Below are 21,206 nucleotides of genomic sequence, written 5' to 3'. Positions count from 1 at the left end.
ACCAAAATAGGGAGGAAACGCAAATGAAACGGTTGATTACAGGGGCGGCACTGGCCCTCACGAGCCTGGCGGGCGCGGCGGTTGCCGAGGAGTATCCCGAACGCCCAATCATGATGATGGTCAGTTACGGCGCTGGTGGCGCAACCGACTTTCAGGCGCGGATTGTCACCATGACATCCGGGAATGAAGACGCGCTGGGAATGCCAATCGCCATCATAAACAAACCGGGCGCCGGAGGGCGTGTGGGTTGGAACTGGTTCGCAACCCAGGCCGACGCCGATGGCTACACGCTTGCTGCCTACAATGTTCCACATTTCATCGCCCAATCTATTAAGGGTGGGGTCGAGTATTCGGTCGACAGCTTTGAGCCCATCGCCAACTGGGGCGCCGACCCGGCTGTCTTCGTGGTTGGTGCGGACAGCCCGTTCAACTCGATGGAAGGTGTTGTCGCATATGCCAAGGAAAACCCCGGCAAGCTGACCGTGTCCGGGGCTGGGCTTTTTGTTGGTCACCACATTGCGGCTCTTCAAATCGACAAGGCTGCAGGAACAACGATGGCCTATATCCCGACCAAAGGTGGTGGCGCGGCGGCCATGAAAGCGGTAATTGCTGGCGAAGTCATGGGTGGTATAAACAACCTGTCGGATGCGTTCCGCGCAAAAGAGGCGGGCAACGTCAAAATCCTGGGTGTCGCAGATCTTGAGCGAAACGCGTTCCTGCCCGACGTGCCGACCATGATGGAACAGGGGCTCGATGTCGACAACTCGTCGGTCAATTTCCGGGGCGTGATGGTACCCAAGGGAACGCCGCCCGAGGTGATCGAGAAACTTGCGGAAACGGTTCCCGAGATGTTCGCCAACGATCGTGTGGTGAAAAAGATGGAAGCCGGCGGATCGCCCATGCACATCATGACACGCGATGAAGTGATCAAGATGTGGGAGAAACGTCAGCAAACACTGAACGAATTGTTGGCTGGGCTCTGAACCAGTCAACTCCCTACGGGGCGGAGTGGGTCCGCCCCGATCAAACAATCGAGGACCGAGATGAACGCTCAGGAAGGGGTTTCCCCCGAGATCGACGAAGTTGATCGCATAGTAGCGCATGCGCGCAAGGCCCAAGCGACCTTTGAAGAAAGCGGCAGTCAGGCGCTGTACGACAAGGCGGCGCTGGCGGCGGGATGGGCAATCATGGAGCCAACACGCAATCGGGCACTGGCGGAAATCGCTGTTGCGACCACCGGTCTGGGTAATGTTCCGGACAAGATTACAAAGAACCACCGCAAGACTCTGGGCTTGTTGCGCGATATCGCTGACGTGAAAACCCACGGCATCATTAGCGACAATCCAGCAACCGGCATGACCGAGATTGCACGTCCAATCGGTGTAATCGGTGCTGTGGTTCCATCGACCAACCCCGCTGCGACGCCGGCGAACAATATCATCAATGCGCTCAAAGGAGGCAACTCCATCGTGGTGGCACCATCCCCCAAAGGAGTCGCTTCCTGCGAGATGCTGATCGCTTTTATCCATTCAGAGTTTGACAAGCTCGGCCTCGATTGCGATCTGGTCCAGATGATCCCTGCGCCCGGATCCAAGGCCAAGACACAAAGGTTGATGGAAGCCGTAGATCGCGTGATCTGTACCGGCAGCCAGAACAACGTCCAACGCGCGCAATCCTGTGGAACGCCAGCAGTGGCGGTTGGTGCGGGCAATGTGACGGTGATTGTGGACGAAACCGCAGATTTGGCCGCAGCTGCTTCCAAGATCACGGCATCGAAATGCTTCGACAACGCGACGTCCTGCTCGTCTGAAAATGCGCTGGTTGTTGTAGATGCGGTCTATGACGCCTTTGTCGCCGCGATCGCCGTTGAAGGCGGTGCCTTGGTGCCATCTTCCGAGGCTGGAAACATCATCGCACGGCTGTGGCCCGATGGGCATCTCAACCGATCTGTAATCGCGCAGGACGCTGGCAAGATGCTTGAAGCACTGGATATGGCGGATAAGGTCCCCGAGGGGACCAAGTTCCTAGCCGTGGAAACTGACGGAATTGGCCCGGATCATCCTTTGTCGGGGGAAAAGCTCAGCCGGGTTCTGGCGCTTTATCGAGCGGCAAATTTTGAAGAAGCCAAGGTAATCGCGGCTCGTATTCTGGAACACCAGGGCGCGGGGCATTCTGTCGGAATCCATACCAGCGACGACGCGCGCGCGGTTGGGTTGGGTCGTGACCTGCCCACCTGCCGGGTCATTGTAAACCAGGCGCATACCTTTGCCACTGGTGGCAGCTTCACCAACTGCATGCCCTTTTCGCTGTCAATGGGCTGCGGCAGTTGGGGAGGCAATTCCATCGACACCAATCTGCATTGGCGGCATTTCGTACAAACGACAAAGATCATCCGTGAAACGCCGCCGCGCGAGCCCGAATTGGAAGCGATATTTGGCGGCTATTGGTCGGAGGCGGGGCAATGATCGAACCACCCAAGGGAACCGTCCGGGACTGGCTTGACCGTCGGGCAAGCCGCGGGGGAACCGGGTTCGTTTTCCCGGACGGGGCGCGGGACCTGAATTGGGGTGAATTGCGTGACTCAGCTCGCCGCATCGCAAGCATGTTGACCGAACGGGGTGTGGCGAAGGGAGAAAGCGTCGCCATCCTCTACCCCAATTGCCGGGAAGCGCTTGAGGTCCTTTTTGGCGTTCTCTATGGCGGGTTTCGGGCCACGATGATCAATCTTGTCGCGGGTGACAGCGCCGTTGCCTACGCGCTGGAACACAGCGGCGCATGCTATGGATTTGTACATTCCGATCAAACGGACCTGTTCAGGCGAACGGCCAATCCTGCGAAAATCAAACAGTTGAAGGTGGCAGATGCCGTTGAGTCCGGCAGCAACCTGCATAGCCTCTCGCCTCATAGCCACGCGTTGTTGATGTATACATCCGGAACAACCGGTCGCCCCAAGGGGGTGGTCCACACACATTCCAGCCTGTTGGCAGGGGGTTGGACGACCAAAATTGCCCATGAATTGTCCGAGGCTGATCGCGGGTTTTGCGTCTTGCCGATCTATCATATTAACGGGCTCTGCGTGACGGTGATGGGAACACTGGTCTCAGGCGGATCGTTGGCCGTGTGCGAACGATTTTCTTCCAGCAAGTTCTGGGACAATCTTGGAAAGGCCGAGGCAACGTGGTTCTCGGTCGTTCCGACCATTATCTCGCACCTGCTGCACTCTGAGACTAGTCCGGATGCGCAAACCCGGCAACGCGTGCGTTTCGGGCGCTCTGCGTCGTCAGCCTTGGCGCCGGACGTGCAGCGTGGCTTTGAGGATCGTTTCGAAATCCCAATCGTGGAAACCATGGGCTTGACGGAAACTGCCGCTCAGATTCTGTCAAACCCGCTGCCCCCCGGCGTTCGGAAGATTGGTTCACCCGGCATTGCATATGGAAATGAGGTTGCAATTCTGGACGCGGAACTTCGGCCTGTACCTACCGGAACAGAAGGTGAGTTGGTCATACGCGGTCCGAATGTGATGCTGGAGTACCTCAATGACCCGGATGCTACTGCGGGCACATTTACTTCGGATGGCTGGTTGCTGACCGGAGATCTCGCCCGCATGGATCAGGACGGGTATGTTTATGTGACCGGTCGATTGAAAGAACTGATCATTAAGGGAGGGGAGAATATAGCCCCTCGTGAGATTGACGAGGCGCTTTATTCACACCCCGACGTTGTTGAAGCTGCGGCCTTTGCCCGCCCTTGCAAAAGCTACGGTGAAACCGTCGAGGCAGCGGTCAAAATTCGAGAAGGTTCTGAATTGACGCCGCAAGCTTTGTCAAAGATCTGTGAGTCCCAGCTAGGCCGTTTCAAGTCTCCTGACAAAGTTCATATTCTGATTGATCTTCCAAAGGGCCCTTCGGGAAAGATCCAGAGAAACAGGATCCTACAAATCGTTAGCGAGGAGGCGAGCGACTTGAAAATGTAGATGGCAATGCCGGTCCGACTCTACCTGAAAAATAAATGCCAAAACAACAGCGGGAATAGCCACAAAAGCAATTCACGTCGCCAGCTTCAGCAGTGCCGAAAGCCTTTCAATCGTCATGATAAGCGTGTTTACATCAACGGTTCCAGGCACCCGTTGTGGCAGATGCCTGAACGCCTCTCCTCTTTCGGAGCGATCTTACTCAACCGCCACCGTCACCGAGATTACCTTGCAGGTAAAACGCAAAGCTGCTTCGGCGCCGTTCGCTTTGGCCACCGGTGTGGAAAGGTCGAAGCCAACGTCTGCTGTTTCGTCCGCCGAAAAGATGATGGCCTGCATCTGGTCGGTCCTGCCCTGTGCCACCTGCATCTCGTCAACAAAGAGGGTGCCGTCCCACCTTTGTCAGGGCTTCCACCGTCATAATCTAAATCGAGGACGATTTCATGAGTACCTTCGGTCACAGATTCGGACGCCGAAACGGTAAGTATCTCGATCCCCAACCAGTTGTAGGCATAGGCTGGAACGCCATTTTCAACATAAAACGACCAGCCGCCAAAGCGGCCCGCTTGTGCGATAATAGCCGGGTGGTCTCCGTTAGAAGGTTCTTCGATATGTTCTGCAATGCGTTAGGAGAGGTTCTGGATATTCGGGGTCATGCCGGTCATGCCACTGCAATCGCCGAAGCTGCGTGTCGACGGAAAGGCCCATGCGATCACCCGAACTACTCGGCGCGCTCGACTCTGTGCAACAGAGCCTGACAAAGCTCAGTGATCTGACCCGTGGTATTCTGAACCGTGTGATACATGTAATGGACCACAGGCTTGCTGAAATGACGTCACTGATTCGCGTATTTTTTGGTTTGTCCGAGGCCAGAATGCTGTCGCCATTCGGGCACGAAGGATTGTTCGGATTTCGCGTGGCTTCACGAAAATGTCACGAAGACCGAGCTGATCCTCAGAAAATTGCCAGCGATAGGTCGTCGGAGATATTTCTGCTTGTGGTTGCCTAAAATTTCATCAAGGCTTTATCCCAGAGCCAAAAGATGTCACGGTTCAACGCAGTGAAAGACAACTTTCGCAACTTCTTTACCGACAGAAACCAAGAAAGCTGCGACGCAGTGTTCCTTGCGAATTGGCAAAACCAAAATCGAAATGGACGAAGTCCCAGCGGGCGTCGGTCTAATCCGGCTGCTGCGTGCGACCCCGATCAAGTGGGGCCGCGCGGCGACGAACATATGGGAGAGAAATCATGAACAGATACATTCGGAACTCAGTGGCGGGGCTTTTGTCGTCGACCATGATCACAGGTGCCGCGTTTGCCGCTGGCACGCATCCTGAAACCGGCGAAGCGCTGGCGGACGATCAAACCTTTACCTACCGCATTCTGGACGAGCACAGCTCGGTCGATCCGCAGGTTGTCGAAGACGTTTCCGGTGCTGAAATTGTACGCGACCTGTTTGAAGGGCTGATGAACCAGGATGAGGATGGCAATCTGGTTCCGGGCGTTGCCACAGGTTACACCGTCGATGACAGCAAGAAAGTCTATACCTTCACACTGCGCGGCGATGCTAAATGGTCGAATGGCGACCCGGTAACCGCCGGAGATTTCGTTTTCGCATGGAAACGCGCGGTTGATCCGGCGCTGTCCTCTCCTTACGCGTGGTTCATGGAGCTGATGTCGATCGAAAACGCATCAGCGATCATCGCAGGCGAAAAGCCGGTTGATGATCTGGGTGTCAAAGCCATCGATGACACGACCCTGGAAGTCACGCTGAGCGCGCCGCTGCCGTATTTCCCGCAGATGACAACGCATTCGACGACCTTCCCGGCACCTCAGAAGGTGATCGCGGAATTTGGCGATGAATGGACCAAGCCCGGAAACATCGTGTCGAATGGCGCGTATGTTTTGACCGAGCACCTGCCGCAGGAACGTTCGGTACGTGAGCGCAACGAGATGTACTGGGACAATGACAACACCATCATCGACAAGGTTGTGGCACTGGTCATCAATGACGAAAACGTAGCCCTGACCCGCTATCTGGCCGGTGAACTGGACCGGACCGAAGTTCCCGCCGGTCAATTCCCGCGTCTGCAGGAAGAGCATCCGGGCGAGGCTATCAGCTTCCCGCGCCTGTGCAACTACTACTACACGTTTAACGTGTCGGACAGCGGCCCTGAAGAATTCAAGGATCCCAAAGTTCGTCAGGCCCTGTCGCTAGCCGTTGACCGGGACATCATTACCAAGAATATCAAGGCCGGTGGCGAGCCGCCCGCGTATACATTCGTGCCAGAAGCAACCGCAGGTTTTACTGTCCCGGTCGTTGAAATGGCATCGATGAGCCAGGCTGAGCGCGATGAACTGGCCAAGGAACTGCTGGCCGAGGCCGGCTTCGGCGCGGATAACCCTCTGACCTTCTCGATGGTCTACAACACTTCGGAAGCCCACAAGAAAGTTGCCGTCGCGCTGAGCCAGATGTGGAAGCAAAAACTGGGCGCCAATGTTGAACTGGCCAACATGGAATGGAAAGTCTTCCTGGAAGAGCGGGGCAACCAGAACTTTGATCTGGCCCGCGGCGCGTGGTGTGGTGACTATAACGAAGCCTCGACCTTCCTTGACCTGTTGCAGTCGGATTCGGGCTACAACGACGGCAAGTATAACAATGCCCGTGTGGACGAGTTGCTGGCCGAAGCCAAAACTTCGGACGATCCGGCTCCGCTGTACACCGAGGTCGAGCGTATTATCGCTCAGGAAACCCCCGTTATCCCGATCTATCACTATGCTGGTGTCTACATGATGGATAGCGATGTCGGAAACTGGCCAGTCAAAAACGTAGAGCAAAACTGGTACTCCAAGAACCTCTACAAAATCGCCGAGTAATCATCTTCTGACCATGACCTGCCCCGAAGTTTTCTTCGGGGCAGCGCCATCTATTGGGGGCATTGAATGCTTGCCTATGTCATTCGGCGGGTCCTGACCGCCATACCGACGATCCTGCTGCTGATCGTCGCCTGTTTCTTCTTGATGCACTATGCGCCCGGTGGGCCCTTTACCTCGGAACGGACGTTGCCGCCGCAGGTTTTGGCCAATATCGAGGCGCGGTATGGTCTGGACCAGCCGTTGTGGAAGCAACTCTGGGACTATCTGTACAATATCGTTGTGCATTTCGATTTTGGACCGTCCTTCAAGTTCAAGGACCGCGATGTGAACGACATCATCGCGCAGGGCTTTCCGATCTCGCTGACCTATGGGTCGCTGTCCTTTCTGGTCGCTACGGTGGTGGGCATCGGACTGGGGATTGCCGCCGCAATCCGGCACAACAGCTGGATCGACTACTTTGCGGTTGGGCTGGGGATTGCAGCGCAGGCGCTGCCCAACTTCATCATGGGTCCGATCCTGATCCTGACCTTCACCCTGTGGTTGGGATGGTTGCCCGGCGGTGGGTGGAATGGTGGTCAATGGCCCTATCTGATCATGCCGGTTATCGCCCTTGCGACATCTTACATGGGATCGATTGCACGGATCACCCGGTCTTCAATGTTGGAGGTTCTGAATTCGAACTTCATCAGAACCGCCCGTGCCAAGGGCCTGCCGACAAGAACCGTGATCTGGCGCCATGCGATGAAGCCGACCTTGCTGCCGGTCGTATCTTATCTGGGGCCGGTGTTTGTGTATGTGCTGACCGGATCCGTCTTTGTTGACATCTACTTCTCGACCGGTGGTCTGGGGCAGGCTTATGTCGGCTCGGCCTTGTCACGCGACTATGCTGTGCTGCTTGGGGTTACGATCCTCTATGGCGTTCTGACCGTTCTGGTAAACCTGCTGACCGATCTGGCCTATGCCTGGTTCGATCCGAAGATCCGCTATTGAGGGGCTGGATATGCTAGGAAAATCACAAAAAGCTGCGCATCTGGCCGAAGAAATCACCGATTATACAGCCGTTCAGGGGCGTTCGCTCTGGCAGGACGCGCGCATGCGCTTTGTACGAAACAAAGCAGCAATGGCCAGTGTGTTCATTTTGCTGCTTATCGTGTTGTTCACAATCCTTGGCCCGTATTTTGCGGTCTGGAGCAATGAAGAGATCGACTGGAATGTCATGGGCGATGTCCGGGGCATGGGAATGCCGTCGATGGAAACGGGTCACTATTTCGGTGTCGATGATCTGGGGCGCGATCTGTACAGCCGCGTCATTCAGGCTACCACGACGTCCCTGCTTGTGGGGTTGATCGGGGCGGCGACCGCTCTGATCGTTGGTACGTGTTATGGCATTACTGCCGGTTATTTTGGGGGTCGGACGGATGGCGCCATGATGCGTTTTGTCGACATCCTTCTGGCTATCCCGACAACTCTGATCATCATTCTTCTGCTGGTTGTTGCCGGGCGGTCCTTCTTCACGCTTTTCATCGCATTGGGTGCGGTTGGTTGGCTGACCATGTCACGTATCGTGCGCGGGCAGACGCTTGCCCTGAAGAACCGTGAATTCATCGAGGCCGCCCGAGCGGCGGGCGTCAGTGAATTTACGATCATGTATCGCCATATCCTGCCCAATCTGTTGGGTGTCGTGATCGTCTATGCCTCGCTTCTGGTGCCCGAGATGATCCTGACCGAAAGCTTCATCTCATTCCTGGGTCTGGGGATTTCCGAACCCTACACGTCACTGGGAAGACTGATAGCAGAAGGGGCGGGAACCATGGGCTATGGAACGCTGTGGCAATTGATGTTCCCGCTGACATTCTATGTCGCCATCATCATCACGATGTTCTTCATCGGCGATGGTCTGCGTGACGCTTTGGACCCGAAGGACCGCTGATATGAGTCTGTTTTCCGTAAAGAACCTGAGCGTCCGGTTTGACACCCCCGATGGTGTCGTTGAGGCGGTCAAGGATATCAGTTTTGATATTAATCCGGGCGAATGCCTTGGTATCGTCGGTGAAAGTGGATCTGGCAAAAGCCAGACCTTCATGGCGGCAATGGGTTTGCTGCCCCCTGCCGGACATGCCAGCGGGTCAGCCAAGCTGAACGGTCAGGAGATTTTGAACCTGCCGGTGAACAAGCTGAACCAGATCCGCGGCGACGATGTGGGCATGATCTTTCAGGATCCTCTGACTGCATTAACGCCACATCTGAAGATTGGGCAACAGATGCGTGAAGTGCTGCAGGTCCACGAGGGCCTGAAGGGGTCAGCCGCGCGCGCGCGCTGTCTGGAGTGGTTGGACAGGGTGCGAATTCCCGAAGCGGGCCGCCGTCTGGACCAGTTCCCGCACGAATTATCCGGTGGAATGCGACAGCGTGTGATGATTGCGATGTCGATGCTGTGCAGTCCCAAACTGCTTATTGCGGACGAGCCGACGACGGCGCTGGATGTTACTGTTCAGGCAGACATCCTTGATCTGATGGTTCATCTGCAAAAGGATGAAGGCACCGCAATTGCACTGATCACGCATGACATGGGCGTCGTTGCGCGCATGTGCGACCGGGTTCAGGTCATGCGGATGGGCGAATTCGTCGAAGACGGTGAAACGCGCGGGCTGTTCCGAAATCCGCAACATGAATACACGCGGGCCCTGCTGGAGGCGATGCCCCGGATTGATGCCGGCGACGCGCCGCGCGCTTTGGAAAAGGCCGAAGAACCCCTTCTCAAGGTCGATGACGTCAAGGTTCATTTCCCCATTCATGTCTCTGGCGGGTTGTTCGGGCGCAAGGTTCCGCTGAAAGCTGTCGACGGTGTCAGTTTTGATATTCGCAAGGGCGAAACTCTGGGTGTCGTGGGCGAATCCGGTTGCGGAAAATCGACACTGGCGCGCGCGGTCTTGCAACTGATCGAACCCAGCGCGGGGGGCGTCAGCTGGTTGGGCCATCCGATCGTCGGATTGAAGCGGTCCGAGCTGAACAAATACCGCAAGGACCTGCAGATCGTGTTCCAAGACCCTTTGGCCAGTCTTGATCCGCGCATGACCATTTCAGCGTCGATTGCTGAACCGCTGAAAACCTACCGCCCCGATCTGACGGACCGGGAACGCAAACAGATGGTCGCTGCGATGATGGAGCGGGTCGGGCTGCAGGCCAACATGATCAACCGTTACCCGCACGAGCTGTCCGGAGGTCAGAACCAGCGCGTCGGCATTGCGCGGGCGATGATCAACAAGCCCAGGCTGATTATCTGCGACGAGGCGGTTTCAGCGCTGGACGTTTCCATTCAGTCGCAGATTGTCGCGCTGCTAAAGGAACTTCAGCAGGAATTTGGCCTGTCGATGATTTTCATCAGCCATGACTTGTCGGTTGTGCGTGCGGTATCGAACCGGATCATGGTTCTGTATCTCGGGCGAATTGTGGAAATGGGTGACGGTGAGGTGATCTGCTCGGAACCGATCCACCCTTATACTCAATCGCTGATTTCGGCCGTGCCGATACCGGACCCGGATGTGGAGCGGACGCGGCAGCGCCTCAAACTGCCGGGTGAGCTGCCATCGCCGCTGGATCCCAAAGCCGCGTTGCGTTTCTTGCCCAGTCGGCTGGTCAACGGTCACAGTGATTATGTTCCAAAGCTGCAAGAAGTCGCACCAGACCATTTTGTAGCGGAACATGACACACTGGATTCCATCATGGCCAATGGCTGAGAGAAGGGTCTGCTGCAGGTTTTCGGTGCTTGAAGCATGCGCCGAAAACCTGCGCAGGGACTGTACGAAGAAACCGTAGCGTGTGGTGGGGCTTAACGCTCGGGAATGAAAGACAATCCTGACACAAGCTGTCGCAGGCCAAGAGCTGCTCCGGCAAAGATCGCCGCAAAGGTTATAGGCGCGCTATAGGCCAGCAGAGAAAAAGCGGAGATGCCTTGCCCGACGCTGCATCCAACCGCAATTATTGCTCCGGGTCCCATTATTGCCGCTCCCAGCATCTGCCGCTTAAGCTCACGTGGATCTTCGCAGGCTTCCCAGCGGAAATGACCTTTTGACCATGATCCGAGGAAAGCCCCAATCAGAACCCCTGAAACCGAACCGACCGCAAACGAGAGCGTGTTGCCTGAGGCGGTCATGAGATAGAACACTGTATCACCCAAAGGCGCGGCAAACGTGTGTGTTTGCAAGGTCTCACCGTCAAACCCGTGTGTGGCTACCCAATTGGTGCCAAGCCAGCCTGAAACGACTGCTAATCCGACCGCCGCACCCCAAAAAACCTGCGCAGGTGATTTACGAAAACGGTCATTTGTCAGGGCAAACACTACTATGGCAGAGCCGACAAGCGTTCCTGTAACCCATGCCGGTATCGACGTCAGCCGTTCGGCTAGGTAGCTGACGCTTTGTGGATTACCGAGATCCATGGCTTCGGGAAAAAGCCAGATCCTGACATAGGCCAGAGGACCGGACATGACCACATATGCGGAAAGGCCCACGATCAGGACGATGACGAATGACCGAAGGTCGCCGCCGCCAAGGCGTGCAAGCGCGCCATAGCCGCAGTTTCCGCTGATGGCCATGCCATATCCAAACATCAATCCGCCAATAACCGATCCGATCGGATTCCATGTCTGCGCAATATAGGTCGTGCCGAGCGGGTCAATCCCACCCAACGCCATCCCCAAATGGCTGCCGACAATCGCAACACCAATCGCAACGGCCCACATACGCAGGCGCCGGTCGTCATTTGCATAAAGATAATCTTCTATTGCACCCAAGGTGCAGAACCGCCCGATGCGCGCAGCAAGACCAAGTACAATGCCGCCGACCAGACCGATCAGCGCAACTGTATTGGCGTCTCCCAGAAGTTCGAACATGGCCAGTCTCCTCCCAAAGCTGGCGGTGTTTATTTCGGGCTTCTACTTGTCCCGACAGAAAAGATTGTAGACGACTTCCAGGATCTGAGTCGACCGGTCGTCCGCCAATCTGTAATAGATCGTTTTGCCTTCGCGCCGTGTCTTGACCAGCCCCTCAAAGCGCAAGCGGGACAATTGTTGGGAAACGGCAGCCTGCCTGGCCGACAGCATTTCCTCCATCTGCGTGACGGATTTTTCTCCAGATGACAAATAGCACAGAATCATCAGCCGCCCCTCATGGCTGATTGCCTTGAGGAAATTGGACGCCGTCTGGGCGTTATCCATCATCCTGTCCAAGTCCTCGTTGCACATGTCCTTGGTGAACACGGGCAGTTTCGACGGTTTGTCCAACACGATCATCTCGCTTTCGTGGCTTCACGTATTCAAAACAGTATATGTAAATCCCGAGGATTTAACCAGAGCTCTCGATCTTAACTCCGGCGTCGCGTAGTAAAACACCCAATAGCCCCCAGAAAAAGTCTTCGCCAGGATAACCTTCGATCCGGCCGATTTCTTGGCCGTCCTCCAGCAATACAAAGGTCGGCGTATAGAAAAGGGGCCGATCCAGGGTAATCCCTTCGGGCGTGGTTGCGTGGATATCCGTTCGTTGCAATGGGGCAGCTTTACCTTCGGCTGTCAGCGGGTAGATCCCGGATATTTCGGCGTCCCAGCGGGCGCACCACATGCACCCGTCTTCTTCGGCCATCAGCAATACCATTTCGGCCCGCGACGCAGCAGGCCAGGCCAGCAGTGTGACTACGAATAATGTCTGCAACACGTGACGCATCAAAAGCTCCGATTGACCTGGGTGACACATCTTTACTATTTTGAATGTGTGAATAGTAACCTGTCTGGACGGATTTGACCATGCTCGACATCACGTTTGCAGGGGCTTTGATCGCGGGGCTTTTGTCTTTCCTGTCCCCCTGCATTCTGCCCATTGTCCCGTTCTACCTCAGCTATCTGGCGGGCGTCGGGATGGAGCAGATTTCGGCCGGTTCGACGATCACCCCGGATGTTCGCCGCCGGGCGACCCTGTCAGCGATAGCTTTTGCCGCCGGGATCATCACGGTCTTCATGGCGCTTGGCGCCACGGCGTCGATCTTCGGTCAGCTGGTTCGTGCTTATTTCGACATTCTGCGATGGATCGCTGCGCTCATCATCATCGCGATGGGCCTGCATTTTCTGGGTCTTTTCCGTATCGGCTTCCTGTATCGGCAGTTTCGCGCAGACATCGGCGAGACGACAAATGTAAGCGTGATCGGGGCATATGTTCTGGGGCTGGCTTTTGCCTTTGGCTGGACGCCTTGCGTCGGGCCGGTTTTGGCGGCGATCCTGTTCACGGCGGCTGGAACCGAGACCGCTTGGCGCGGTGCCGTGCTTTTGTTCGTCTATGGGGTTGGCATGACAGCGCCGTTTGTTCTGGCAGCCTTTCTGGTTCGGCCCTTCATGCAATGGATGGCACGTTTCCGGAAACATCTGGGAATGATTGAAAAGGCGATGGGTGTCTTGCTGATTCTTTTTGGCATCCTGATCGCGACCAATTCCATAAATCTAATCGCACAATGGATGCTGGATCACATGCCTTGGCTGGCGGCCATTGGCTAATTCGGGAGAACACCATGAAACGGATAGTATTGTTCTTGATTGCAGGGCTGTTTGCTGGGGCGGTTTACGCAGCTGAACTGGGGGATGACGGTCTGCATAAAACGCCGTGGATGCGAGACACGTTCAAAGACCTTCGTGAAGACCTTGAAGAAGCGAGGGGGGAAGGCAAGCGGCTGGTTCTGTTCATTGAACAACAGGGCTGCATCTACTGCAAAAAGATGCATGAAGAGGTTTTCCCGCAACCCGACCTGTCTGTGTATATCGAAGAAAACTTCTTTGTCGTTCAGCTGGACCTACACGGAAGTACGATGGCCACCGATTTTGACGGAGAAGAAGCCGAGCAAAGATCACTGATGCGCAAATGGGGGATTCTGTTCACCCCTACATTGGTTTTCTTACCGGAGGACGTGTCAGAGGATGCCACAGCAATCGAAGCGGCCGTTGCGGTCATGCCCGGGGCGTTCTTGAAGGGAACGACCCTCGATCTTTTTACCTGGGTCAATGAAAAACGGTACGAGCTTGATAACGGGGAAGATTTTCAACGGTATCACGCGCGCCGCATTCAAGAGAGAAACAATGTTTCGCAAGATTGACGTGTTGCAATATAAATAAAAAAATTCATTAAGATGAATTTAATGTTGCGATGAACCCTGCCCGTCGACTACGGTACACAGAGGCTTTGGGTCGCAAAGCGCCATCGGCGCGGTAGCAAATGGGAGGGATCATGAAGCTGAGACACTTGACTTTGGCTTGTATCATAACAGGCAGTGCCGCCATCGCGGCAGAAACAGGACCAAAAGACGTACAGTTCGACGATTATGGTGCGATCGAGGCTTCATTGACCGGCGTCGCCGGCGATGCGGCAAACGGTGCGGTCATCGTGGGCGAGAAATCCAAGGGCAACTGTGTGGCCTGTCATCAGGTCACGGCTTTGGCGGATATTCCGTTCCATGGCGAAGTCGGTCCTCTGCTGGATGGGGCCGGGGATCGGTGGTCCGAGGCGGAGCTTCGAGGACTGGTCGCAAATGCCAAGATGACGTTTGACGGAACGGTCATGCCGGCTTTCTACAAGGATGACGGCTATATCCGCCCGGGCGACGCCTATACGGGCAAAGCCCCGTCAGGGCCTTTGACGTCAATCCTGACTGCACAGGAAATCGAGGACGTCGTCGCGTTCCTCGCAACCCTTAAAGAACAATAATCACGCTTTCAGGCGTGAATTCGTGAGGATCCAAAGGAGATTGAAAATGGAATTTTCTCGTCGCGAGACTCTGGCTCTTGGTCTGGGCGCTGCGGTCCTGACCCTGATGCCGTTCCGCGCAAATGCGGCTGCGGAAGACGCGATAGCCGCGTTTACTGGCGGTGCAGACATGGCCGACGGCGGTGTGACGCTGACGGCGCCGGAAATTGCCGAGAACGGAAATACCGTTCCGATCGAAGTCAGCGCGCCGGGTGCGGCAGCAATTCTGATCGTAGCGGCTGGAAACCCCGAGCCCGGCGTTGCCACGTTCAACTTTGGCCCGCTGGCTGCTGCGCAGGCGGCTTCGACCCGCATTCGTCTTGCAGGAACGCAAGATGTCATTGCTGTGGCCAAAATGGCTGATGGTAGCTTTGCCAAGGCTTCGGCAACCGTAAAAGTGACAATTGGCGGCTGCGGCGGCTGATTGCCACGCGCCCTGAAGAACAGGAGAACAACCAATGGCATCCGGTGTAAAACCCCGCGTCAAGGTTCCAAAAACAGCCGCTGCTGGCGAAGCAATCACGATCAAAACGCTGATCAGCCACAATATGGAAAGTGGCCAGCGTAAGGATAAGGAAGGCAACATCATTCCGCGCTCGATCATCAATCGGTTTACCTGCGAGTTTAACGGAGAGCTGGTGATAGACGTGACGATGGAGCCGGCGATTTCGACAAACCCGTACTTTCAGTTCGATGCAACTGTGCCTGAAGCCGGGGAATTCGTTTTCACGTGGTATGACGATGACGGGTCCGTTTACGACACAAAAAAACCGATCGAGATCGCCTGACGGCTCGACCGTAACGGCAGATCAGCGCCGGTGCTTAAAACCTGCGCTGATCACCCAAGGGAGGAACGCAATGAATAAAAAAGCACTCACGGCGATCGCAGCAGTTCTGGCTTTCCCGGTTTCAGTGACAGCTGGACCTGACGAAGACAAGCTGGTGATCAACGAAGAACTGGAAATGGTTTCGGTGACCGAGGCCCCGGCCCATGTCGAGAACTTCGATACGATCTATTCGGGGTGGCATTTCAGAACCGATGAAACGCAGGCGTTGCAGATCGACGATTTCGACAACCCGGCTATGATTTTTGTCGACCAGGCCGCTGATCTTTATGAGGCTGTCGATGGCGCGGCTGGCAAAAGTTGCTCTTCGTGCCACGATGATGTGGAAAGCTTCAAAGGGCTGCAGGCGTCCATGCCGAAGGTCGATGCGGATACCGGCAAGCTGGTTGTGATGGAAGATCTGATCAACAAGTGCCGTACGGAACGCATGGAAGCAGATGCGTGGAAATGGTCTGGTGCCGATATGCAGGGCATGGTCGCGCTGATTGCCTTTCAGTCACGAGGGCTGCCCATGAATGTCGCAATTGATGGCGATGCTGCCCCATATTGGGAGCAGGGCAAGGAAATGTACTACACCCGATATGGTCAGCTGGAGCTGAGCTGCGCCAACTGTCATGAAGACAACTGGGGCAACATGATCCGAGCCGACCATCTGAGCCAGGGGATGGTTAACGGTTTCCCGACTTATCGTCTGAAACAGGCCAAGCTGATCTCGCGCCACAACCGTTTCCGCGGCTGTATTCGTGATACACGCGCTGAAACCTTTGCCGAAGGTTCCGACGAATTCCGGGCACTGGAGCTTTATGTAGCATCGCGCGGCAACGGGCTTTCGGTCGAAACGCCGGCCGTGCGTCAGTAACAACGAACCCGCGCCGGGATTTCCGGGCGCGGGATTTTCATTTCTGCCACATTCACACATTTATATGTGAAATAGGAAAGCCAACAGATGATATCGCGACGTGATTTTCTACAGGTCTCCATGGCGGCCTCAGCGCTGTACGGGGCATCCGGTTTCGGGAACTGGGCAAGGCTGGCGGCCCAGCAAAGCCTGACCCAGGACCAGTTGCTGGAATTTGAGACCTTTGGAAATATCAGCCTGATTCATATCACGGATATCCACGCGCAGCTCAAACCGATTTACTTCCGCGAGCCCGAGGTCAACCTGGGCATCGGAGACGCGCGCGGGCAAATGCCGCATGTGACGGGGGCCGCATTTCGCAAGGCTTACGGGATCGAAGATGGCAGCCCGTCCGCCTATGCACTGACCTACAATGACTTTGCTTCATTGGCGAAGACCTATGGCCGCGTCGGAGGGCTTGACCGGGTTTCGACCGTTATCAACGCCATCCGTGCCGACCGGCCAGATGCGCTGTTGCTGGATGGGGGCGATACCTGGCATGGCTCGTATACCTGCTATCAGACGGCGGGTCAGGACATGGTCAACGTGATGAATGCACTCAAGCCCGATGCGATGACATTCCATTGGGAGTTCACGTTGGGCAGCGAGCGGGTCAACGAGATCGTTGAAGGTTTGCCTTTTGCGGCGCTGGGTCAGAATATTTTTGACGCGGAATGGGATGAACCTGCGGAGCTTTTCAAGCCCTACAAGTTCTTCGAACGCGGCGGGGCCAAGGTTGCCGTTATCGGGCAGGCTTTCCCGTATATGCCAATTGCCAACCCCAGTTGGATGTTCCCGGAATACTCGTTCGGGATCCGGGATGAGAACATGCAGGCCATGGTGGACGAGGTGCGCGACGCAGGTGCCGATGTTGTCGTCGTCCTCAGCCATAACGGCTTTGACGTGGACAAAAAGATGGCGAGCCGCGTTCAGGGGATTGATGTAATCCTGAGCGGTCACACCCATGACGCTTTGCCTGAACCGGTTCTAGTCGAAAAGACGCATATCATCGCGTCTGGCTCGAACGGCAAATTCGTCAGCCGCGTTGACCTGGATGTGCGGGATGGCCAGATGATGGGGCTGAAGCACAAGCTGATCCCGATCTTTTCAGACGTCATCGCGCCTGATCCGGCAATCACGGCCCTGATCAACGAACAGCGCACACCATATGATGCGGCACTAGGCGAAGTGATCGGCAAGACGGACTCGCTGCTGTATCGGCGCGGAAACTTCAATGGCACGTGGGACGATCTGATCTGCGATGCACTGATCAGCGAGCGCGAGGCGGATATTGCCATGTCGCCGGGTGTGCGCTGGGGTCCTTCGATCCTGCCCGGTCAGGAGATCACGCGTGAGGATATCTGGAATGTCACTTCGATGTCCTATCCGAATGCGTATCGTACGGAAATGACGGGTGAATTCATTCACGTGATCCTCGAGGATGTTGGCGACAACCTGTTCAACCCCGATCCCTATTACCAGCAGGGTGGCGACATGGTGCGTGTCGGCGGCCTTGGATACCGTATCGATGTCACCAAACCGCAAGGGCAGCGGATCAGCGACATGACCCTGCTCAAGACAGGTGAGGCGATTGATCCGGCGAAATCCTATGTTGTGGCCGGTTGGGCCAGCGTCAACGAGGGCACCGAAGGCCCGCCCATCTGGGATGTCGTAGAAAACCACATTCGCAGTCAGGGCACCGTAACCGTCGAGCCGAATACCTCGGTCGAGGTGATCGGAGCCTGACAGCGCGAACCGAATGTCAAACATTGAATACAAGATTTGCTGATCGAAAGACGGAGGCAAACAAAATGAGCGAGAACCCAAGGGCAAAAGCCCCATCGCGTCGCCAGTTTCTAAGCGGTGCCGCCGCGGTTGGCGTAGGTGCGGTCGGCGCCTCAGCGGCGCGCGCCGCAGGCCCTGACCCGCTGATCACTCAGGTTCAGGAATGGGCACAGGCAACGGGCGAAGGCGTGGATGCAACCCCCTACGGCATGCCAATCCAATTCGAGAGTGATGTCGTGCGGCGCAACGTCGAGTGGTTGACCGCAGACACGATCAGTTCGATCAATTTCACGCCGATCCACGCGCTGGACGGCACGATCACCCCGCAGGGATGCGCGTTCGAGCGGCACCATTCGGGTGCCATCGAGCTGAGCAAGGCGGACTACCGTCTGATGATCAACGGTCTGGTCGAAACTCCGCTGATCTTCACATATGAAGATCTGGAACGTTTCCCGCGCGAAAACCGCATCTATTTTTGCGAATGCGCTGCCAATACCGGTATGGAATGGGCCGGTGCGCAGCTCAACGGCGCGCAGTTCACGCACGGAATGATCCACAACATGGAATATTCCGGTGTTCCGCTGCGCACCCTGCTGGAAGAGGCGGGGGTAAAGACTGAAGGCAAATGGGTTTACGTCGAAGGCGCGGATGCATCCTCGAATGGTCGCTCGATCCCACTGGAAAAGGCGATGGACGACGTACTTGTTGCGTTCAAAGCCAATGGCGAGGCTTTGCGCAAAGAACACGGATATCCCGTTCGTCTTGTCGTTCCCGGCTGGGAAGGCAACATGTGGGTCAAGTGGCTGCGCCGGGTCGAGGTCACCGAGATGGCTATCGAAAGCCGCGAAGAGACATCCAAGTATACGGATACTCTCGAAGACGGAACATCACGCAAGTGGACATGGGTCATGGACGCCAAATCGGTCGTCACATCGCCCAGCCCGCAAGCGCCGATCACGCATGGGCCGGGGCCGTTGGTGATCACCGGGTTGGCCTGGTCCGGGCGGGGCTCGATTACCGGCGTCGACGTGTCGGTGGATGGTGGCAAGAACTGGGTTCCGGCACGTCTGGCGGCCCCCGGGACAGACAAGGCGCTGACCCGGTTTTATCTGGACTATAACTGGGACGGTTCAGAGATGCTGTTACAGGCCCGCGCGAAGGATTCGACCGGTTACGTCCAACCCAGCAAAGCTCAACTGCGGGACGTGCGGGGCGAGAACTCGATCTACCACAACAATTGTATCCAGACCTGGTGGATCAAGGAAAACGGAGAGGCGGAAAATGTCGAAGTATCGTAAGCTATTGGCCGCCTCGGCCCTTGGGTTGAGCGTGGCGGTTCCAGCCCATGCAGACAAGCTAGGACTTGGGCGCCCTGCGTTGCCCGAAGAAATCGCGGCGTGGGACCACGACATTGCACCTGACGGAACCGGATTGCCCGAAGGTTCTGGCGACGTGTTCACCGGCGAAGAGGTCTTTGCCGAACGGTGCGCGATCTGTCATGGCGATTTTGCTGAAGGTGTGGACAACTGGCCGAAACTGGCGGGCGGCGAGGGCACGCTTGCAGATAAAGACCCGCTGAAAACAGTGGGCTCTTACTGGCCGCACCTTTCGACGGTATGGGATTATGTGAACCGTTCGATGCCGTTTGGAGACGCACAAACGCTGGAGCCTGACGAAGTTTACGCGATTGTCGCTTATATACTGTATTCCAACGACATCGTTGATGATGAGTTCACGCTGTCGCACGAAAATTTCCTTGAAGTGGAAATGCCGAATGCCGGGGGTTTCATCGTGGATGACCGCGAAGCGGCCGAGGCGCATTTCTGGACGGATGAGCCATGCATGACGGATTGCAAAGAAGGCGTGGAAATCACCAAGCGCGCCGCCGTTCTGGATGTAACGCCTGACGAAGCCGGGGCTGACAGTCCGGACCAGGCGGCTGTTTCCGAAGAAGCATCCGTCGAAGTCGATGAACCTGCTGAGGACATAGCGGCACTTGATCCTGAGATGATCGAAAATGGCGAAAAAGTTTTCAAGAAGTGCAAGTCCTGCCATCAGGTCGGGGACGGGGCCAAGCATCGCACCGGTCCGGCACTGAACGGTGTCGCCGGTGCCAATGCGGCTGGTGCCGAAGGCTTTAAGTACTCTCAGGCGATGAAAGCTGCTGCCGAGGATGGGTTGGTTTGGACAGATGAAGAAATGGCTGCATTTCTGGCCAAACCCAAAGCCTATATGAAGGGGACACGTATGTCCTTTGCCGGCCTCAAGAAACAGGATGATATCGACGCTGTCATTGTTTACCTTAAGTCGTTCGGAAGCTGATCATGTGGCGGCGGTGGGCAACAGGTGTCATGTTTGCTGCGAGTATCCTGGCAACCGCTGCCGCCGCGACTGAGGACCTTGGCGATGCAGCAGCTGGCAAACTTGTGTTTGCCCAATGCGAAGGATGTCATCAGGTCGGCGCGGGCGCTGAAAACAGGATCGGTCCGCACCTGAATGGTATTTTTGGCCGCCGGGCTGCCGGGCTTGAGGAGTTCACCTATTCCAAAAGCCTGATCCGTGCGGGTACCTCGGGTCTGGAATGGCATGCCGACACATTGTCGGCTTACATTGAAAACCCCCGCGCATTCGCATCCGGCACCAGAATGAGCTTTCGCGGGCTCGAGAACCCGGAAGACCGGGCCAATGTAATTGCCTATTTGCGTGTGTTTTCCGACAACCCGCAAGACATCCCCGAAGCCGACCCAACGGCAAAGGGAACGGACCATTCCGTAAACCCCGAAATCCTCGCGATTCAGGGCGATCCCGAATATGGCGAATACCTGAGCAGCGAATGCACGACGTGCCACCAGATAGAGGGTGGCGATGATGGGATTCCTTCGATCGTTTACTGGCCCGACCAGGATTTTGTTGTCGCCATGCACGCCTACAAGGACAAGCAGCGGCCCCATCCCGTCATGCAGATGATCGCGGGCCGCCTGAGCAGTGATGAGATCGCGGCATTGGCCGCTTACTTCAACAACCCACAGTGACAATGCCTAAGGGGAGGAAAC

General features: G+C 56.2%; 22 protein-coding genes. 18 read left to right on the top strand and 4 right to left on the bottom strand.

Features of this window, described 5'->3' with window-relative positions; all coding sequences use genetic code 11:
- The first annotated feature begins 23 nt into the window (after nt 1-23).
- The 3 genes from ACR3E2_RS18775 to ACR3E2_RS18765 are packed head-to-tail and all read left to right on the top strand — an operon-like array spanning nt 24 to nt 3,973.
- Nucleotides 24-983, top strand: coding sequence for a Bug family tripartite tricarboxylate transporter substrate binding protein (locus tag ACR3E2_RS18775; RefSeq protein WP_480483461.1), 960 nt, complete (start codon nt 24-26; stop codon nt 981-983).
- Between the two features lie 60 nt (nt 984-1,043).
- Nucleotides 1,044-2,465 (top strand): acylating sulfoacetaldehyde dehydrogenase, encoded by a 1,422-nt coding sequence (gene sauS / locus ACR3E2_RS18770; RefSeq protein ID WP_480483459.1) that lies wholly within the window; start codon nt 1,044-1,046, stop codon nt 2,463-2,465.
- On the top strand, nt 2,462-3,973 hold the full coding sequence (locus tag ACR3E2_RS18765; protein ID WP_480483457.1) for a class I adenylate-forming enzyme family protein: 1,512 nt from the start codon (nt 2,462-2,464) through the stop codon (nt 3,971-3,973). The genes sauS and ACR3E2_RS18765 overlap by 4 nt, the downstream gene beginning before the upstream one ends.
- Nucleotides 3,974-4,168: 195 nt before the next feature.
- On the opposite strand, the gene ACR3E2_RS18760 is transcribed toward ACR3E2_RS18765, so the two are convergent.
- A complete protein-coding gene (locus tag ACR3E2_RS18760) occupies nt 4,169-4,309 on the bottom strand; it encodes a hypothetical protein (protein WP_480483455.1) in 141 nt (46 codons plus the stop codon).
- A gap of 367 nt (nt 4,310-4,676) precedes the next feature.
- Here ACR3E2_RS18760 and ACR3E2_RS18755 point away from each other — a divergent pair, with 367 nt between their 5' ends.
- The 5 genes from ACR3E2_RS18755 to ACR3E2_RS18735 all read left to right on the top strand — a co-directional run bounded on the left by ACR3E2_RS18755 (nt 4,677) and on the right by ACR3E2_RS18735 (nt 10,584).
- A complete protein-coding gene (locus ACR3E2_RS18755; protein ID WP_480483453.1) occupies nt 4,677-4,979 on the top strand; it encodes a hypothetical protein in 303 nt (100 codons plus the stop codon).
- Nucleotides 4,980-5,218: 239 nt separating this feature from the next.
- A complete protein-coding gene (locus tag ACR3E2_RS18750) occupies nt 5,219-6,847 on the top strand; it encodes a peptide ABC transporter substrate-binding protein (RefSeq protein WP_480483451.1) in 1,629 nt (542 codons plus the stop codon).
- A gap of 66 nt (nt 6,848-6,913) precedes the next feature.
- Nucleotides 6,914-7,837, top strand: coding sequence for an oligopeptide ABC transporter permease OppB (gene oppB, locus ACR3E2_RS18745; protein WP_209507493.1), 924 nt, complete (start codon nt 6,914-6,916; stop codon nt 7,835-7,837).
- Between the two features lie 10 nt (nt 7,838-7,847).
- Nucleotides 7,848-8,777: an ABC transporter permease subunit gene (locus tag ACR3E2_RS18740; RefSeq protein WP_480478073.1), complete on the top strand. Its 930-nt coding sequence runs from the start codon at nt 7,848-7,850 to the stop codon at nt 8,775-8,777.
- A gap of 1 nt (nt 8,778) precedes the next feature.
- Entirely contained in the window at nt 8,779-10,584 is a 1,806-nt protein-coding gene (locus tag ACR3E2_RS18735) for an ABC transporter ATP-binding protein (RefSeq protein ID WP_480483449.1), read from the top strand.
- 92 nt (nt 10,585-10,676) lie between these two features.
- On the opposite strand, the gene ACR3E2_RS18730 is transcribed toward ACR3E2_RS18735, so the two are convergent.
- The 3 genes from ACR3E2_RS18730 to ACR3E2_RS18720 are packed head-to-tail and all read right to left on the bottom strand — an operon-like array spanning nt 10,677 to nt 12,564.
- The gene (locus ACR3E2_RS18730) at nt 10,677-11,738 is read right to left on the bottom strand and encodes a YeeE/YedE family protein (RefSeq protein WP_209507496.1); all 1,062 of its coding nucleotides are present in this window, start codon (nt 11,736-11,738) and stop codon (nt 10,677-10,679) included.
- A gap of 42 nt (nt 11,739-11,780) precedes the next feature.
- Nucleotides 11,781-12,137, bottom strand: coding sequence for a metalloregulator ArsR/SmtB family transcription factor (locus tag ACR3E2_RS18725; RefSeq protein ID WP_480483447.1), 357 nt, complete (start codon nt 12,135-12,137; stop codon nt 11,781-11,783).
- Nucleotides 12,138-12,189: 52 nt separating this feature from the next.
- Nucleotides 12,190-12,564, bottom strand: a complete 375-nt coding sequence (locus ACR3E2_RS18720) for a thioredoxin domain-containing protein (RefSeq protein ID WP_209507498.1) — start codon at nt 12,562-12,564, stop codon at nt 12,190-12,192.
- Between the two features lie 80 nt (nt 12,565-12,644).
- On the opposite strand from ACR3E2_RS18720, the gene ACR3E2_RS18715 reads away from it, so the two are divergent.
- The 10 genes from ACR3E2_RS18715 to ACR3E2_RS18670 all read left to right on the top strand — a co-directional run bounded on the left by ACR3E2_RS18715 (nt 12,645) and on the right by ACR3E2_RS18670 (nt 21,185).
- Entirely contained in the window at nt 12,645-13,385 is a 741-nt protein-coding gene (locus ACR3E2_RS18715) for a cytochrome c biogenesis CcdA family protein (protein ID WP_267366182.1), read from the top strand.
- Nucleotides 13,386-13,399: 14 nt separating this feature from the next.
- A complete protein-coding gene (locus ACR3E2_RS18710; protein ID WP_480483445.1) occupies nt 13,400-13,978 on the top strand; it encodes a thioredoxin family protein in 579 nt (192 codons plus the stop codon).
- A 131-nt stretch (nt 13,979-14,109) separates the two neighbouring features.
- Nucleotides 14,110-14,586 carry a sulfur oxidation c-type cytochrome SoxX gene (soxX, locus tag ACR3E2_RS18705; protein WP_209507501.1) on the top strand — a complete coding sequence of 159 codons (477 nt, stop codon included), beginning with the start codon at nt 14,110-14,112 and terminating at the stop codon, nt 14,584-14,586.
- Nucleotides 14,587-14,632: 46 nt separating this feature from the next.
- Nucleotides 14,633-15,049 (top strand): thiosulfate oxidation carrier protein SoxY, encoded by a 417-nt coding sequence (gene soxY, locus ACR3E2_RS18700; RefSeq protein ID WP_209507502.1) that lies wholly within the window; start codon nt 14,633-14,635, stop codon nt 15,047-15,049.
- A 34-nt stretch (nt 15,050-15,083) separates the two neighbouring features.
- Nucleotides 15,084-15,413, top strand: a complete 330-nt coding sequence (gene soxZ / locus ACR3E2_RS18695) for a thiosulfate oxidation carrier complex protein SoxZ (RefSeq protein ID WP_480483443.1) — start codon at nt 15,084-15,086, stop codon at nt 15,411-15,413.
- Between the two features lie 70 nt (nt 15,414-15,483).
- Nucleotides 15,484-16,329: a sulfur oxidation c-type cytochrome SoxA gene (soxA, locus tag ACR3E2_RS18690; RefSeq protein WP_480483441.1), complete on the top strand. Its 846-nt coding sequence runs from the start codon at nt 15,484-15,486 to the stop codon at nt 16,327-16,329.
- An 87-nt stretch (nt 16,330-16,416) separates the two neighbouring features.
- The gene (soxB, locus tag ACR3E2_RS18685) at nt 16,417-18,114 is read left to right on the top strand and encodes a thiosulfohydrolase SoxB (RefSeq protein WP_480483439.1); all 1,698 of its coding nucleotides are present in this window, start codon (nt 16,417-16,419) and stop codon (nt 18,112-18,114) included.
- Between the two features lie 65 nt (nt 18,115-18,179).
- Nucleotides 18,180-19,451 carry a sulfite dehydrogenase gene (gene soxC, locus ACR3E2_RS18680; protein ID WP_480483437.1) on the top strand — a complete coding sequence of 424 codons (1,272 nt, stop codon included), beginning with the start codon at nt 18,180-18,182 and terminating at the stop codon, nt 19,449-19,451.
- Nucleotides 19,435-20,475 carry a c-type cytochrome gene (locus ACR3E2_RS18675; protein WP_480483435.1) on the top strand — a complete coding sequence of 347 codons (1,041 nt, stop codon included), beginning with the start codon at nt 19,435-19,437 and terminating at the stop codon, nt 20,473-20,475. The genes soxC and ACR3E2_RS18675 overlap by 17 nt, the downstream gene beginning before the upstream one ends.
- Before the next feature lie 29 nt (nt 20,476-20,504).
- Nucleotides 20,505-21,185, top strand: coding sequence for a c-type cytochrome (locus ACR3E2_RS18670; RefSeq protein ID WP_480483433.1), 681 nt, complete (start codon nt 20,505-20,507; stop codon nt 21,183-21,185).
- Nucleotides 21,186-21,206: the final 21 nt, after the last annotated feature.

Source organism: Ruegeria sp. AL7, from assembly GCF_056536105.1.
The sequence above is the reverse complement of the archived record's forward strand: the minus strand, read 5'-3'. Positions and strand labels throughout refer to the sequence as shown.

What these genes read in the sequence shown, in the direction of transcription:
- ACR3E2_RS18670 (WP_480483433.1), top strand. Translation starts at nt 20,505, where the DNA reads ATGTTTGCTGCGAGTATCCTGGCAACCGCTGCCGCCGCGACTGAGGAC.
- soxC (WP_480483437.1), top strand. Translation starts at nt 18,180, where the DNA reads ATGAGCGAGAACCCAAGGGCAAAAGCCCCATCGCGTCGCCAGTTTCTA.
- soxZ (WP_480483443.1), top strand. Translation starts at nt 15,084, where the DNA reads ATGGCATCCGGTGTAAAACCCCGCGTCAAGGTTCCAAAAACAGCCGCT.
- ACR3E2_RS18715 (WP_267366182.1), top strand. Translation starts at nt 12,645, where the DNA reads ATGCTCGACATCACGTTTGCAGGGGCTTTGATCGCGGGGCTTTTGTCT.
- ACR3E2_RS18740 (WP_480478073.1), top strand. Translation starts at nt 7,848, where the DNA reads ATGCTAGGAAAATCACAAAAAGCTGCGCATCTGGCCGAAGAAATCACC.
- ACR3E2_RS18710 (WP_480483445.1), top strand. Translation starts at nt 13,400, where the DNA reads ATGAAACGGATAGTATTGTTCTTGATTGCAGGGCTGTTTGCTGGGGCG.
- ACR3E2_RS18675 (WP_480483435.1), top strand. Translation starts at nt 19,435, where the DNA reads ATGTCGAAGTATCGTAAGCTATTGGCCGCCTCGGCCCTTGGGTTGAGC.
- soxY (WP_209507502.1), top strand. Translation starts at nt 14,633, where the DNA reads ATGGAATTTTCTCGTCGCGAGACTCTGGCTCTTGGTCTGGGCGCTGCG.
- soxX (WP_209507501.1), top strand. Translation starts at nt 14,110, where the DNA reads ATGAAGCTGAGACACTTGACTTTGGCTTGTATCATAACAGGCAGTGCC.
- oppB (WP_209507493.1), top strand. Translation starts at nt 6,914, where the DNA reads ATGCTTGCCTATGTCATTCGGCGGGTCCTGACCGCCATACCGACGATC.
- soxA (WP_480483441.1), top strand. Translation starts at nt 15,484, where the DNA reads ATGAATAAAAAAGCACTCACGGCGATCGCAGCAGTTCTGGCTTTCCCG.
- sauS (WP_480483459.1), top strand. Translation starts at nt 1,044, where the DNA reads ATGAACGCTCAGGAAGGGGTTTCCCCCGAGATCGACGAAGTTGATCGC.
- ACR3E2_RS18725 (WP_480483447.1), bottom strand. Translation starts at nt 12,137, where the DNA reads ATGATCGTGTTGGACAAACCGTCGAAACTGCCCGTGTTCACCAAGGAC.
- ACR3E2_RS18750 (WP_480483451.1), top strand. Translation starts at nt 5,219, where the DNA reads ATGAACAGATACATTCGGAACTCAGTGGCGGGGCTTTTGTCGTCGACC.
- ACR3E2_RS18760 (WP_480483455.1), bottom strand. Translation starts at nt 4,309, where the DNA reads ATGCAGGCCATCATCTTTTCGGCGGACGAAACAGCAGACGTTGGCTTC.
- ACR3E2_RS18765 (WP_480483457.1), top strand. Translation starts at nt 2,462, where the DNA reads ATGATCGAACCACCCAAGGGAACCGTCCGGGACTGGCTTGACCGTCGG.
- ACR3E2_RS18755 (WP_480483453.1), top strand. Translation starts at nt 4,677, where the DNA reads ATGCGATCACCCGAACTACTCGGCGCGCTCGACTCTGTGCAACAGAGC.
- ACR3E2_RS18775 (WP_480483461.1), top strand. Translation starts at nt 24, where the DNA reads ATGAAACGGTTGATTACAGGGGCGGCACTGGCCCTCACGAGCCTGGCG.
- ACR3E2_RS18720 (WP_209507498.1), bottom strand. Translation starts at nt 12,564, where the DNA reads ATGCGTCACGTGTTGCAGACATTATTCGTAGTCACACTGCTGGCCTGG.
- soxB (WP_480483439.1), top strand. Translation starts at nt 16,417, where the DNA reads ATGATATCGCGACGTGATTTTCTACAGGTCTCCATGGCGGCCTCAGCG.
- ACR3E2_RS18735 (WP_480483449.1), top strand. Translation starts at nt 8,779, where the DNA reads ATGAGTCTGTTTTCCGTAAAGAACCTGAGCGTCCGGTTTGACACCCCC.
- ACR3E2_RS18730 (WP_209507496.1), bottom strand. Translation starts at nt 11,738, where the DNA reads ATGTTCGAACTTCTGGGAGACGCCAATACAGTTGCGCTGATCGGTCTG.